The sequence below is a fragment of the Frigoribacterium sp. Leaf8 genome (genome assembly GCF_001421165.1).
GTDB lineage: Bacteria > Actinomycetota > Actinomycetes > Actinomycetales > Microbacteriaceae > Frigoribacterium.
Genome location: NZ_LMKB01000008.1, coordinates 1,030 through 15,290 on the forward strand (window position 1 = coordinate 1,030; position 14,261 = coordinate 15,290).

The following is a 14,261-nucleotide window of genomic DNA, read 5'->3' on the forward strand; positions in this document are numbered from 1 at the left end:
GGAGTCCTGGAGTCCTGGAGTCCTGGAGTCCTGGAGTCCTGGAGTCCTGGAGTCCTGGAGTCAATGCTTACTCGAGATCCGCTTTCGACAGAGAGAAATGAACTCTGCTCGGCCGAGAACTACTCGAGCTCGAACGACGACCCAGGTGGCGCGACGCCGGCGCCTGTGGAACACGACCGCGGGCTCGAGCAGCACGGAGCCGCTTGCTGGAAGTCGATGGTCGTCCAGACGGATGCTCATGCCGAGCGCCTGACGACTGCACCCGGGTCGAAGTCGCGAGCGTACAGCCCTCAGGATCACGTGCCTTGAGCTCTCTCCGACGCCAACACCATGGGGTCGCCCCTTCCACGACTGCCCGCTGCAGGCCACCCCGGTCGCAGCTCGACCGGTGGCAGCCGGCGGTGCGGAGGGGCTCACGCGGTGAATCATCGCCCTCGATAAATTGTCGTTGGACGCCGCACCGCCGATCGCCGTGGCCGGGGTTGGTGGGTGGGTCAGCGTTAAACGCAGAAAGGCCCCTTCCGAGGAAGGGGCCTTTCNGAAGCTTCGCTCCGCCCGCACCTTTGGGGTGACAAGTGATTACTTTACGCAGCCCGAGACGGGTATGGCCAAACTTCGTGCATCCCGGGCGTGTCGCCCGCCACGTCCCCACGGGGACGCCGACGCTACCCCAGGGGCAGCACGAGCACGGCGCCCAGGGACACCGAGGCGATGACGATCCACGAGGCCAGGCCCACGAGGAAGGCGCGGCCGCCGGTGCGGACGAGGCGCTCGAGGCGGATGCCCGACCCGAGGCCGACGAGTGCGAGCCCGAGCAGGACCGACTGGACCGTCCCCGCGATCGCGAGCAGCGCCTCCGGAACCGGGATCACCGTCCGGACGACGACCGCGACGGCGAAGCCGACGACGAACAACGGCACGATCGGCGGCCGGGCGCCGGCGTCGGCACCCCGCCGACGGACCACGGTCGACGTGATCGCCACGATTGGCGCGAGCATCAGGACCCGCGTGAGCTTGACGACGACCGCGATCGCGAGAGCGGCCGCTCCGGCGGTCTGCGCCGTGGCGACCACCTGACCGACGTCGTGCACGCTCGCCCCCACCCAGGCGCCGAACTCGCGGTCGGTCAGGCCGACCCACCCGCGGATCAGGGGCAGGACGGCGATCGCGAGCGTGCCGAACAACGTGACCAGAGCGACGGGAGTCGCGGCGTCCTTGCCACGATCGCGGGTCACGGCACTCATCGCGCCGATCGCCGACGCCCCGCAGATCGAGAAGCCGGCCGCGAGCAGGAGGGGTTGGTCACCGGGGAGCCGGGCCCATCGGCCGAGCAGGTAGGTGACCGCGAACGTGAGCCCGAGGATCGCGATCACGACGACCACCGTCGTCCACCCGAGCCCGGCGACGTCGACGAGGCTGAGCTGGAGCCCGAGCAAGACGACGCCGATGCGCAACAGTCGCTTCGAGGCGAAGGTCAGTCCGGGCTTGGCGCTGCCGTCGATCACCGGGCGGAGGGGCCGGACCTGGGCGGCCGCGATGCCGAGCAGGACGCACCAGGTCAGGACGGGGACCGCCGGCAACACGAGGTGCAGGCCCCACGCCGCCCCGTAGGCGACCCCGGCCAACAGGAGCCCCCGCACCGGATTCGCGCGCGGCGGCGCGTCGACGGCGGCGGGGCTCACCGGGCGGGCCTAGACCCGGTTCTTGGCGGGGTTGATCAACGAGCCGAGGCCCGAGATCGCGACCTCGACGGTCTGGCCCGCCGTGAACGGACCGATGCCGGCGGGCGTGCCGGTCAGGATGACGTCACCCGGCAGCAGGGTGAAGACGTCCGTGACGTACTCGATCAGCTCGGGGATCTTGTGGATCATCTGCATCGTCGACTCGCGCTGCATGACCTCGCCGTCCACCCGGGTCTCGATGGTGGCATCCGCCCAGTCGAATTCGTTCTCGATGTAGGGGCCGAGGGGCAGGAAGGTGTCGTAGCCCTTCGCTCGGGTCCACTGGCCGTCGGCGTTCTGCACGTCGCGGGCCGTGACGTCGTTGGCGACGGTGTAGCCGAACACCACGTCCTGGTAGTCCTCGGCCTTCACGCGCTTGGCGATCGACCCGATGACGATGGCGAGTTCGCCTTCGAAGTCGACCCGGCCGACGTCGGGCGGGAGCTGGATCGAGTCGCCGAAACCGATGACCGTCGTGTTGGGCTTGAGGAACAGGATGGGCGCCTCGGGCGCGGACTGGCCGAGCTCGTCGGCGTGGTCCTGGTAGTTCAGGCCGACTCCGACGACCTTGGACCGCGGGATCACCGGCGCGAGCAACTTGGCCTGACGCAGGGAGACCCGCTCGCCCGTCGTCTCGTACCCGCTGTACATGGGATCACCGGCGAGGACGATGAGCTCGCGCTCGTCGACGATGCCGTAGCGGGGGTCTTCTCCGGGCGTGGCGAAACGGGCGATCTTCACGCGTCGAGCCTAGTCATCCAGCCGTGGACATCGGGACGGCGGCCGTACTGGATGTCGGTCAGCTCTTCGCGCAGGGACATGGTCAGTTCTCCACCGGTCGCGGCGGGCGACCCGATGTGGATGCCCTCGCCCTTGAGTTCGGCGATCGGGACGACGACGGCGGCCGTGCCGCACGCGAAGACCTCGACGATGTCGCCGGACTCGACGCCGTCACGCCACTCGTCGATCGTCACGCGACGACGCTCGACGCGGTGGCCCCGGGCCTCGGCCAACTCGAGGATCGAGTCACGGGTGATGCCCTCGAGGATCGAGTCGCTGTCGGGGGTGACGAGGGTGCCGTCCTTCTTGACGAGCACCACGTTCATCCCGCCGAGCTCTTCGATGTAGTTGCTCTCGGACGAGTCGAGGAACAGCACCTGCTGGCAGCCGTTCTCGTAGGCCTCCTGCTGCGGCAGCAGGGACGACGCGTAGTTGCCGCCGGTCTTTGCCGCACCCGTGCCGCCCTTGCCTGCTCGGGCGTAGTTCGTGGTCAGCCAGATCGAGACCGGAGAGACGCCGCCGCTGAAGTAGGCCCCGGCCGGACTCGCGATCACGTGGTACGACACCTCGTGGGCGGCCCGGACCCCCAGGAACGCCTCGGTGGCGATCATGAACGGCCGGAGGTACAGGCTCGTCTCGGGGGCCGACGGCACCCAGTCGAGATCGGCCCGCACGAGTTGGCGGACCGACTCGACGAAGTCGTCGGTGCTGAGCTCGGGCAGCGCGAGTCGGCGGGCCGAGCGCTGCAGGCGGCGACCGTTGGCGTCCGGCCGGAACGACCAGACCGAACCGTCGGCGTGCCGGTAGGCCTTCATGCCCTCGAAGATCTCTTGCGCGTAGTGCAGCACCGACGCCGACGGGTCGAGCTGCAGCGGGCCGTACGGGTGGACGGACGCCGCGTGCCACCCGTCGGCGAGGGTCCACTCGATGGTCACCATGTGGTCGGTGAAGTGCTTGCCGAAGCCGGGGTCGCTGAGGATCGTCTCGCGTTCGGCGTCGTCGCGTGCCGTCTCGGACGGCGTCAGCTCGAACTGCAGCGGGAAGTCGGCCGAGTCGTCGGTCGGGGCGGAGACGTTGTCGGTGGTGGTCATGATGCCCTTCAGGCGGAGGCAGACGGGGACAGGGTGCGCACGCGGTCGGCGATCGCCGTGCCGATCTCGTCCGTGCGGCGGGCGGGGACGGACGCGTCACGCGAGGCGCGGTCGGCGATGTCGGCGTCGACGGCCCGGGTGACGCGGGCGGCCGCGTCGGGCAGGCCGAGGTGGTCGAGCAGGAGGGCGACGGAGAGGATCGCCGCCGTCGGGTCGGCCTTCTGCTGACCGGCGATGTCGGGGGCCGAGCCGTGCACGGGCTCGAACATGCTCGGGAAAGCGCCGTCGGGGTTGAGGTTGCCCGATGCCGCGAGCCCGATGCCGCCGCTGATGGCGCCGGCGAGGTCGGTGAGGATGTCGCCGAAGAGGTTGTCGGTGACGATGACGTCGAACCGGGAGGGGTCGACCACGAGGTGGATGGTGGCCGCGTCGACGTGCTGGTAGTCGACGGCGACGTCGGGGTACTCGGCGGCCACGGCGTCGACGGTGCGCTGCCAGAGGCTGCCCGAGAACACGAGCACGTTGGTCTTGTGCACGAGGGTCAGGTGCCCACGGCGACCGCGGGCCTTCTCGAAGGCGAAACGCACGACGCGCTCGACGCCGTGCGCCGTGTTGACGCTGACCTCGTTCGCGATCTCGTGCGGCGTGCCCTGCCGCAGCGCGCCTCCGTTGCCGACGTAGGGACCCTCGGTGCCCTCGCGGACGACGACGAAGTCGACCTCGCCGGGCGCCGAGAGCGGCGACGGGACGCCGGGATGGACCTTGGTGGGCCGCAGGTTGACGTAGTGGTCGAGGGCGAAGCGCAGCTTCAGCAACAGGCCACGCTCGATGATGCCGCCCGCCAGCCGCGGGTCGCGGGGGTCGCCGCCCACCGCTCCGAGCAGGATCGCGTCATGCGACGCGACGGCCGTCAGGTCGTCGTCGGTCAGGATGTCGCCCGTCTCGAGGTAGCGCGCCGCACCCAGCGAGAAGGTCGTGACCTCGAACGTCGCGTCGTCGCCGGCCGCGACCTCGAGCACCTTGAGGGCCTCCGCGACCACCTCGGGGCCGATGCCGTCTCCGGGGATGGCGGCGAGTCTGACGGTGCGGGGCATGGTTCTCCTGGCGTCTCGGGGGGCTCGCCACACTTTACTAGTGGGCAGGTGGGCCGCGCGGGCCCCGCGGCCGGCTCGGGCCACCCGTGCCGGGGTGGCTCGGACGACCCGGGGCCTCAGTCGGCCGAGGAGGCGCGGCGGAGGGTCGTGAGGGCGACCACCACCGCGGCGACCATCACCAGTGCCCCGACCCCGGCCGTGGCGACGAGACCGTGGTCGAAGGCGTCGGTGGCGGCGCGCAGCAGGGGGCCCGCGAGCGACTCGGGCAGCCCGTCGGAGACCGCCACCGCGCCTCCCAGGGTCTCGCGGGCCGCCTCGCCCGCCTCGGTGGGCACGCCGGCGGGCACGACCAGGGCACCCCGGTAGATGGCGGTCAACATGCTGCCGAGCACGGCGGTTCCGAGGACGGCACCGACCTCGTAGGCGGTCTCGGACACCGCCGAGGCAGCCCCGGCCCGGTTCGCGGGCACGGCCGCGATGATCAGGTCGTTCGAGATCGTCTCGGCCGCGCCGACGCCCAGGCCGACGAAGGCGAAGGCCACGACGAACACGACCACGGGGGCCCCGGCGCCGGTGGCGAAGACCGCCGCGTAGGCGAGCGCGGCCGAGGCGAGGCCGATCGCGACGATGGTGCGCGGGCGGAGCCACCGGACGACCCGCACGACGCCGAGGCCCGCCAGGATCATCACCGCGAGACCGGGCACCAGCGTCAGCGCGGCCTGCAAGGGCCGCAGCCCCACGACGAGTTGCAGGTGCTGGGTCGTGAAGAACAGGAAGGCCACGAGCGCCACGACGGCGAGCAGGTTGACCAGGACCGATCCGGCGAACACCGGGTTCGTGAAGAGCCGCACGTCGAGCAGCGGACGCGGGCGGGCGAGCTGACGCCGGACGAACAGCCAGCCCGAGCCCACGCCGACCACCGCCAGGGCGGCGACGGGCCAGACGAAGCCGTCGGTCGCGAGCAGCTTGATCGCCGCGACGACCGGCGCCATGGCCGCGAGCGACAGCAGCACCGAGAACGGGTCGGCCGGCCCCGGCGCGGGATCGCGGCTCTCGGTGAGCAGCAGCGGGCCGGCGATCAGCAGGGGGACGAGCACGGGCACCGCGACGAGGAACACCGAGCCCCAGGCGAAGTGCTCGAGGAGCACGCCGCCGACGATGGGGCCCAGGGCCGATCCGGCGGCGAAGCCCGAGGCCCAGACGGCGATCGCGAGCCGGCGCTGCTCACGGTCGAGGAAGGTGCTGCGCAGCAGCGAGAGGGTCGCCGGCATGATCATCGCGCCGAAGAAGCCCAGCACGGCTCGTGCCGTGATGAGCTGCTCGGCGCTCGTGGAGAACGCGGCGAGCACCGAGACGACGGCGAATCCGCTCGCACCGGTGAGCAGCAGCTTGCGGCGGCCGAACCGGTCGCCCATCGACCCCATGGCCACGAGCAGGCCGGCGAGGACGAGCGAGTAGACGTCGACGATCCAGAGTTGGCCCGCGGCGCTCGGCTGCAGTGCGGTCGAGATCTCGGGCAGGGCGAAGCTCAGCACCGTGTTGTCGACCGAGACGAGCAGCACCGGCAGCATGAGCACGACCAACGCGGCCCACTGTCGTCGGCCGGCACGCGGCGGGACGCCGGTCGGGGTCGTGGCGGTGACGGTGGCGGGGCGGGTCATGGCGTTCTCTCGCGGTCGGTGGAGTGGTGGGTCGATCGACGGTGCGCGCACCGCCTGGCGGCGGCGGCCCGACGAGGGCAGGAGGCGCGGTGCCGACCGTCCGGACGGTACAGTTACACCGTCCAGACGGTACAGTAACAGAATGAGCCCTCGACCGTCAGCCCGGGAATCGATGCTCGACACGTTCGAGACGCTCGTCGTCGACGACGGCGAACGCGCCGCGACCTTCGATGCCGTGGCCGCCGCGGCCGGGGTCTCGAAAGGCGGCCTGCTCTACCACTTCCCCACGCGCGAGGCGCTGGTCGACGCCCTCGTCGACCGCCTCACCGCGCTGCTCGACGACGACGTCGCGGCGATGACCAGCGCGCCGGAGGGCGTCGTGGACTACTTCGTCCGCACCTCGTCACCCGCGGCCATCCCGGCCGACGACCCGCTCGACCGCTGCATCACCGCCGTCTCGAACCTCGCGTCGAGCGGACGCCACCCCCGGGCACTCGAGGCCCTCACCGCCATGCAGTCCCGCTGGCACCAGGTCGTCCTCGACGCCGTCGGCGACCCCGCGGTCGCCCGGGTGGTGTCGCTCGTCTCCGACGGGCTCTACTTCACGCCGCGGCCCTTCTCACCGGTGGACTCGGGCGGTGACCCGCGCCATGACACGTCGATCGACGACGTCATCGCCGTGCTGCAGCGTCTCGTGCCGCGACGCTGACCCGTGCCTCCTGCGGTCCGGTCAGACGGCGACGATGCAGGCGGGGCTGCCGAGGGTGAACAGGTCGACGGGGGCCCCGGGCAGACCGGTGGCCTCGTCGACGGGCAGCACCGAGACGGTGTCGGAACCCTGGTTGGCGCAGTAGAGCAGGCCGTCGGCGATGGTGAAATGCCGCGGCCACTCGCCGCCGCACGGCACCTGACCGACCAGGCGGAGCCTCGAGGGCTCACCGCCGTCGGACCCGCCCTCGGCGTCGACCGAGGTCTCGAGCACGCTGATCGTGTCGCGGCCGCGCGTGGCGACGTAGACCCGCGAGTCGTGGACGGCCAGGTGCGACGGGAGGTCTCCCCGCTCGTCCGGCTCGCCCTCGACGACCGCCACCGAGTACGGGATGACGAGCTCGTCACCCTGCCTCCGGACGACGTACAGACGGGCGTCGAGCTCGCCCACGACGAGCAGGTCGTCGCCGAGGAAGGCGAGGTGCCGCGGGCCCGAGCCCGCGGGCATCGGGTGCACGCCGACGATCGACGGTTCGAGCGTGACGACGTCGACGGCGACCTCGATCAGCCGGTCGGTGCCGAGGTCGCTGACCAGGTGGGTGCCCCACGGGGTCGCGACGATCTGGTGGGCGTGCGGCCCGCCCTGGCGGTCGGCGACCGGGCCGGAACCCGACGGGAGCGCGACGGTCGCCGTCACGCGTGCCGGGTCGGTGGCCTCGGAGCTGAGCACGCCGAAGGTGCCGCCGACGTAGTTCGCGACGAGCAGGGCGTTCGAGGCCGGGTCGTGGGCGATGTGACAGGGCGAGGCACCGCCGGACGCCGCGACGCCGGCCTCGACCAGGCGGCCCGCGGCGATCGTGTACGACAGCACGCGGCCCTCGTTCGTCTCGGCGACCGCGTGCAGGGCCCCCTCGGTGACGACGAGGAACGACGGGTCGTCGGCCTCGACGACCTGCCCAGCCTGCCAGCGACCGTCGGCCCTCGACCGCTCGAGGACGGTGATGCCGAGGCCGTGGCCACCGCTGACCGCGGTGTACGAACCGACGTAGAGACGCTGGGGGCCGGACGGGCCGAGGTCGCTCATGCGCGGCCGGCGGTGGGGTCGTCGCCGGCGGCGATGCGCTCGTGGTGGTGGATCACCTCGGCGACGATGAAGTTCAGGAAGGACTCGGCGAAGGCCGGGTCGAGCCGGGCCTCTTCCGCCAGGCGACGCAGGCGCTGGATCTGCACGCGCTCGCGTTCGGGATCGCTCGCCGGCATGCCCGCCGCCGCCTTGAGCAGGCCGACGGACTGCGTGTACTTGAACCGTTCGGCGAGCATGTGGACGAGGGCGGCGTCGATGTTGTCGATGCTCTGGCGGATGCCCGCGAGTTCGTCGATCGCGCCCTGGTCGGCCGAGCTGAGGGGGCTGTCCGCCCCGAGAGGACTGTCGAGTGCCATGCACCGACCCTATCGGCGCGCCCGACGACGGGGCCGCCGACGGACCGCCACGGACGAAGGAGGCGCGTCCCGCTCTCGCAGGACGCGCCTCCTTCAGGGCCGGGTCGGCCCGGCCGGGATCAGTCGACCAGCGTGAGCGTGACCTCGACGTTGCCACGCGTGGCGTTCGAGTACGGGCACACGTGGTGGGCCGCGTCGGCCAGCTCTTGACGACGCTCGGGCTCGACGTTCGGCGTGTAGATGTCGAGCTCGACCGCGAGGCCGAATCCGCCCTCGCCGTTGCCGCCGATGCCGACGCTCGCCGAGACCTCGGCGTCCTTCGTGTCGACGCCGAGCTTCTTGCCGGCGCCGTGCATGGCGCTGAGGAAGCAGGCCGCGAAGCCCGCCGCGAACAGCTGCTCGGGGTTGGTGCCCTCGCCGGAGCCACCGAGTTCTTTGGGGGGCCGCGTGTCGAAGTCGAGTCGGTCGTCTTCGCTGCGGACGTGGCCGTCACGACCCCCACCGGTGGCGTGGGCGATGGCGGTGTAGGCGATGTCGAGTGTCATGAGGAGAAGACCATACCTAGATTCTGGGAGTTGGCTCGGTGGCGGGTGAGTGTGGTAGCGCGGCTCAGCCGAGCAGGTCGTGCCGCTGCACGATGGCGTCACGGCCCGGGCCCACGCCGATCGCCGAGATGCGGGCGCCACTCATCGCCTCGACGGCGAGCACGTAGTCCTGCGCGGCCTTCGGGAAGTCGTCGAAGTCGCGCGCCCCCGTGATGTCCTCGCTCCACCCCGGGAACTCTTCGTAGATCGGCGTCGCGTGGTGGAAGTCGCTCTGCGAGACGGGGACCTCGTCGTGCCGGACGCCGTCGACGTCGTAGGCCACGCAGACCGGGATCGTCTCGAGGCCGGTGAGCACGTCGAGCTTGGTCAGCACGAAGTCGGTCACGCCGTTGATCCGCGCCGTGTAGCGCGCGATCGGGGCGTCGTACCAGCCGCAGCGGCGAGGACGGCCGGTGGTCGTGCCGAACTCGAAGCCGTTGGCCCGGAGGAACTCGCCCGAGGCGTCGAAGAGCTCGGTCGGGAACGGCCCGGCGCCGACGCGGGTCGTGTACGCCTTGACGATGCCGATGACGCGCTCGATGCGGCCCGGCCCGATGCCCGAGCCGGTCGAGGCGCCTCCTGCGGTGGCGGACGACGAGGTGACGAACGGGTAGGTGCCGTGGTCGACGTCGAGCATGGTCGCCTGGCCCGCCTCGAAGAGGACGGTCTTGTCGGCCTCGAGCGCCTGGTGGATCTCGAGCGCCGTGTCGGCGACCATCGGCTTGAGCCGCTCGGCGAACGACAGCAGCGACTCGACGACCTCGTCGACCTCGATCGCGCGACGGTTGTAGATCTTGACGAGCAGGTGGTTCTTCTGGTCGAGGGCCGCCTCGACCTTCTGGCGCAGGATGCCCTCGTCGAAGATGTCCTGCACGCGGATGCCGACGCGGTTGATCTTGTCGGCGTAGGTCGGGCCGATGCCTCGACCGGTGGTGCCGATCTGGCGCTTGCCGAGGAAGCGCTCCGTCACCTTGTCGAGGGTGCGGTGGTAGTGCGTGATGACGTGCGCGTTGGCGCTGACCCGCAACCGGGAGACGTCGATGCCACGCGCGATCAGCGCGTCGAGCTCGTCGAAGAGCACCTCGATGTCGACGACGACGCCGTTGCCGATGACGGGCGTCACGCCGGGCGAGAGGATGCCCGAGGGCAGCAGGTGCAACGCGTACTTCTGGTCGCCGATCACCACGGTGTGGCCGGCGTTGTTGCCGCCGTTGAACTTGACGACGTAGTCGATGCGGCTCGACAACAGGTCGGTGGCCTTGCCCTTGCCCTCGTCGCCCCACTGGGCTCCGATGATCACCACTGCTGGCATGGGTTTCTCCTCACGTCGGGGGAACGCACCGGGTGAGGTGCACTTGAGTCTACCGACAGGCTCGTCCGGGCCGCCCGGACGGCCCGGGACCCGTCGAGGAGGCGCGGCGCGCGACCCGCGGAACACCGCCGGTGGCCATTTGTGGTCACGTACGACAAACTGTGCCCATGAGTCTCGTCGCCGGGGTCGACTCATCGACCCAGAGTTGCAAAGTCGTCGTCCGTGATCTCTCGACGGGCGAACTCGTCCGGCAGGGGTCGGCCGGGCATCCCCAGGGCACCGAGGTGCCCCCGGCGGCCTGGTGGGAGGCGCTGCTCGCGGCGATCGCGGACGCCGGCGGCCTCGACGACGTCGCCGCGCTCTCGGTCGCCGGTCAGCAGCACGGCCTCGTCGCCCTCGACGCCGAGGGACGCGTCGTCCGCGACGCCCTGCTCTGGAACGACACCCGCAGCGCCCCGGCCGCCCGCGACCTGATCGACGAGCTCGGGGCCGAGCAGTGGGCCCGACGCACGGGCTCCGTCCCCGTCGCGTCGTTCACCGCGACCAAGCTGCGCTGGCTGCGCGACGCCGAGCCCGAGAACGCCGCGCGGGTCGCCGCGGTGGCCCTGCCGCACGACTGGCTCACCTGGCGCCTCCTCGGTTTCGGTCCCGCCGACGAGAGCCCGCTCGGGCCGGACCTCGACGCCCTCGTCACCGACCGCTCGGACGCCAGCGGCACCTCGTACTGGAGCCCCACCGACGAGGCGTACGACCTCGAGCTCTTCGAGCACGCCTTCGGTCGCGGGGCACGCGAGGCCACCGGCTCCCCCGCGGACGACGCCGGGCGCGTCGTGCTGCCGCGGGTGCTGCAGGCCGACCAGGCGGCCGGGACGACGGTCGCGGACGGCCCGATCCCGGCCGGCATCGTGGTCGGCGCCGGCGCGGGCGACAACGCCGGGGCGGCCCTCGGCCTCGACGCCACGGTCGGCGACCTCGTCATCAGCATCGGCACGAGCGGGACGGCCTTCGCCGTCACCGACCGGCCCGTGACCGACCCCGGCGGCACGGTGGCCGGCTTCGCGGACGCCGCGGGTGGCTACCTCCCCCTGGTCGCCACGCTGAACGCGGCCCGGGTGCTGTCGTCGGTCGGCGGACTGCTCGGCGTCGACCACGACGAACTGGCCCGTCTGGCCCTCGCGGCCGAGCCCGGCGCCGGCGGGGTCACGCTCGTGCCCTACTTCGAGGGCGAACGCACCCCCGACCTGCCCGACGCCACGGCGACGCTCTCGGGCCTGACCCTGGCGAGCTCCACCCGCGAGAACCTGGCCCGCGCCGCCGTCGAGGGCATGCTGTCGGCACTGTCCGACGGTGCCGCCGCCGTCCGCCGACAGGGCGTCCAGGCCACCCGCGTCCTCCTCATCGGCGGGGCCGCGCTGAACCCGGCCGTCCAGGCCGTCGCCCGCCAGGTGTTCGACCTGCCCGTCGTCGTGCCCGAGCCGGGCGAGTACGTCGCCGACGGCGCGGCACGACAGGCGGGCTGGGCCCTCTCGGGGACGCGACCGACCTGGACCCCGGCGACCAGCGCCTCCTTCGAGGCCGACCTGCGACCCGCCGTCGGCGAGCGCTACCGGGCCGCGCAGGGGCTGGGGTCGTTGCCCCGCCCGTGACCCCGGTGCGCCGGGCGCGGACGACAGCAGGAGGCGCGGGTGGCGCCGCCTAGGATCGGACCATGCCCAGCGACCCGGCCAGCACGCGCACCACCATGGCCGAGGACTACCTCAAGGTCATCTGGAAGGCCGAGGAGTGGGCCGAGGCAGGAGTCGGCGCCGGCATCTCGACCAACGAGATCGCCGCGACGCTCGGCGTGAGCGCGTCGACCGTGTCGGGCAACCTCCGCAAGCTCGACCGCGACGGCTACCTCGACTACGAGCCCTACCGGCGCATCGCCCTGAGCGACGCGGGCCGTGCGATCGCCGTGTCGATGGTCCGGCGCCACCGGCTGATCGAGACGTACCTGGTCGAACGCCTGGGTTACGGCTGGGACGAGGTGCACGACGAGGCCGAGGTGCTCGAGCACGCCGTCAGCGATCGGCTGCTCGACCGGTTCGACGTCGAGCTCGGACACCCGACGGCCGACCCGCACGGCGACCCGATCCCCGCGGCCGACGGCACGGTCGTACGGCCTGCCGCCCATCCGCTGGGCGACTTCGTCGAGGGCGAGTGCGGCTTCGTCGTGCGCGTCTCGGACGACGAACCCGAGCTGCTGCGCTACCTCAGCTCGCTCGACCTGCGGGTCGGCGCCCACGTGCGCGTCGGCGAGCGTCGCGACTACGCCGGCTCGCTGCAGGTCGTGCTGACCGACGCGCACGACCGGGCGGTCGGCAGCGTCGAACTGGCCGGCGTCGCCGCGGCGTCGGTGTGGGCGAACTCCGAGCCGCACACGCACGCCTGACGCGGGGGCGGGCGGCCCTGCGTGCCCGCCTGCCCGCCTGCCCGCCCGCTTGCCCGCTTGCCCGCCACGAGGTGAGCAACCCGCCACCCGATTGCGTGGCGGGTCGTTCACTTCGTGGCGGGTCGAACGCCGCGAGGACGACGTCAGGAGGCGCGGGTCACGGACGCAGGGTCGGCCAAGACGGCGGCGAAGGCCAGTTCGGCCGCTCCGATCGTCAGCCGGTCCACGCCGAGCGCGGCTCGGGTGATCCGCACGTCGTCGCGGGCGCCGGGCAGGGACTGACCGCGGACCCGCTCGGCCAGGCGGCCGGGGTCGGCCGCGTGCAGCGATCCGAGGAAGCCGCCGAGCACGATCAGCTCGGGGTTGAACGAGTTCACGACGCCTCGCAGGGCCACGGCCAGGAAGTCGATCTGACGCCGCACCTCGACGGCCACGGGCGACCCGGGCTCGGCGCCGGCGAGCGCCGCGTCCAGCTGGTCGGCCTGACCACGGTCGAGTCCGGTGACGGTGAGCAACCGGGCCTGACCGACCTCGGTCTCGAGGCACCCCACGGCGCCGCAGTGGCAGAGCTCGCCGACGGAGTTGACGAGGGTGTGCCCGATCTCGCCGGCAAAACCCCCCACGCCGGTCACCGGACCGCCACCGATGAGGACTCCCCCGCCGACACCACTCGCACCGCCGTTCAGGAACACGAGGTCGTCGACGCCCCGCCCGGCCCCGAAGCGGCCCTCGGCGATCGCACCGAGCGACGCGTCGTTGGCCGCGCGGGTCGGCAGGCCGGTCGCGGACGCCACGACGGCCGCGAACGGCTCGTCGATCCACCCGAGGTGCGGGGCGAGCCGCACGACTCCCCCGTCGGACCCGACCAGCCCGGGGACCGCGAGACCCACCCCGAGCACCCGCACGTCGGGAGACAGCGCGCCGGAGCGCAGCCCGGCGATCACCTCAGCGGCGAGCGCCGCGGCCCGGGGCGCGCTGGGCACCCCGTCGGTCTCGCGACGGACTCGATGCTGCACGACGCCGTCGAGCCCGACCACGCCGACCGTGACGGCGTCGATCTCGGGGTTGACCGCGATCGCGACGACACGGGGGTCCGGCGCCACGACCGGGCTGGGCCGCCCGACCCGGTTGGTGCCGACCGGGTCGGTCTCGACGACGAGTCCCCGGTCGACGAGTTCACCCACGAGCGCCGCGATCGTCGACCGGTTGAGCCCGGTCGCCTGGGTGAGGGCCGACCGCGACGCGGCCCCGTCGGTGTGGACGATGCCGAGCACCGTCGCGAGGTTGTCCCGCCGGACCCGGTCGAACCGCGCACCGAGGTCGGGAGCCGCTGCGCCCTCACCGTCGCCCTGCTGAGTCGTCACGCCCGCGCCCCTTCGTCGGTCGAGGCTACCTCGACCTCGCCGGGCGGCGCGTCGAGGACGCCACGCCGCCCGGTG

At 72.2% G+C, this 14,261-nt stretch carries 13 protein-coding genes; 3 read left to right on the plus strand and 10 right to left on the minus strand.

Translation table 11 applies throughout. The annotated features are described in order from the left end of the window. Positions 1–665: 665 nt before the first annotated feature. The 5 genes from ASL10_RS14500 to ASL10_RS14520 form a co-directional block, all read right to left on the minus strand. Positions 666–1,682 (minus strand): YeiH family protein, encoded by a 1,017-nt coding sequence (locus ASL10_RS14500; protein ID WP_056049579.1) that lies wholly within the window; start codon positions 1,680–1,682, stop codon positions 666–668. Positions 1,683–1,691: 9 nt separating this feature from the next. Further along, positions 1,692–2,462, minus strand: a complete 771-nt coding sequence (locus ASL10_RS14505; RefSeq protein ID WP_055978279.1) for a fumarylacetoacetate hydrolase family protein — start codon at positions 2,460–2,462, stop codon at positions 1,692–1,694. Further along, entirely contained in the window at positions 2,459–3,592 is a 1,134-nt protein-coding gene (locus ASL10_RS14510; protein WP_055978278.1) for a branched-chain amino acid aminotransferase, read from the minus strand. The genes ASL10_RS14505 and ASL10_RS14510 overlap by 4 nt, the downstream gene beginning before the upstream one ends. Before the next feature lie 8 nt (positions 3,593–3,600). Continuing rightward, complete coding sequence (locus ASL10_RS14515; protein WP_055978277.1) at positions 3,601–4,686, minus strand: 3-isopropylmalate dehydrogenase; 1,086 nt, start codon at positions 4,684–4,686, stop codon at positions 3,601–3,603. 116 nt (positions 4,687–4,802) lie between these two features. Then, positions 4,803–6,347, minus strand: coding sequence for an MFS transporter (locus ASL10_RS14520; RefSeq protein ID WP_056049581.1), 1,545 nt, complete (start codon positions 6,345–6,347; stop codon positions 4,803–4,805). 142 nt (positions 6,348–6,489) lie between these two features. Between ASL10_RS14520 and ASL10_RS14525 the strand changes: the two genes are divergently transcribed. Beyond that, positions 6,490–7,056, plus strand: a complete 567-nt coding sequence (locus ASL10_RS14525; protein ID WP_043593162.1) for a TetR/AcrR family transcriptional regulator — start codon at positions 6,490–6,492, stop codon at positions 7,054–7,056. A gap of 21 nt (positions 7,057–7,077) precedes the next feature. Here ASL10_RS14525 and ASL10_RS14530 read toward each other — a convergent pair whose 3' ends face one another. The 4 genes from ASL10_RS14530 to ASL10_RS14545 all read right to left on the minus strand — a co-directional run bounded on the left by ASL10_RS14530 (position 7,078) and on the right by ASL10_RS14545 (position 10,391). Continuing rightward, positions 7,078–8,139: a beta-propeller fold lactonase family protein gene (locus ASL10_RS14530; RefSeq protein ID WP_056049585.1), complete on the minus strand. Its 1,062-nt coding sequence runs from the start codon at positions 8,137–8,139 to the stop codon at positions 7,078–7,080. Then, positions 8,136–8,495, minus strand: coding sequence for a chorismate mutase (locus ASL10_RS14535; RefSeq protein WP_082452693.1), 360 nt, complete (start codon positions 8,493–8,495; stop codon positions 8,136–8,138). Before ASL10_RS14535 ends, ASL10_RS14530 begins: the two co-directional genes overlap by 4 nt. Before the next feature lie 119 nt (positions 8,496–8,614). Beyond that, the gene (locus tag ASL10_RS14540) at positions 8,615–9,040 is read right to left on the minus strand and encodes an organic hydroperoxide resistance protein (protein ID WP_055978271.1); all 426 of its coding nucleotides are present in this window, start codon (positions 9,038–9,040) and stop codon (positions 8,615–8,617) included. Between the two features lie 64 nt (positions 9,041–9,104). Next, positions 9,105–10,391 (minus strand): adenylosuccinate synthase, encoded by a 1,287-nt coding sequence (locus ASL10_RS14545; RefSeq protein WP_056049587.1) that lies wholly within the window; start codon positions 10,389–10,391, stop codon positions 9,105–9,107. Positions 10,392–10,558: 167 nt separating this feature from the next. On the opposite strand from ASL10_RS14545, the gene ASL10_RS14550 reads away from it, so the two are divergent. Next, positions 10,559–12,037, plus strand: coding sequence for a xylulokinase (locus tag ASL10_RS14550; RefSeq protein WP_056049590.1), 1,479 nt, complete (start codon positions 10,559–10,561; stop codon positions 12,035–12,037). Positions 12,038–12,099: 62 nt separating this feature from the next. Beyond that, positions 12,100–12,822 (plus strand): metal-dependent transcriptional regulator, encoded by a 723-nt coding sequence (locus tag ASL10_RS14555; RefSeq protein WP_055978265.1) that lies wholly within the window; start codon positions 12,100–12,102, stop codon positions 12,820–12,822. Positions 12,823–12,965: 143 nt separating this feature from the next. On the opposite strand, the gene ASL10_RS14560 is transcribed toward ASL10_RS14555, so the two are convergent. Beyond that, the gene (locus ASL10_RS14560; RefSeq protein ID WP_056049594.1) at positions 12,966–14,186 is read right to left on the minus strand and encodes an ROK family transcriptional regulator; all 1,221 of its coding nucleotides are present in this window, start codon (positions 14,184–14,186) and stop codon (positions 12,966–12,968) included. Positions 14,187–14,261 lie beyond the last annotated feature (75 nt).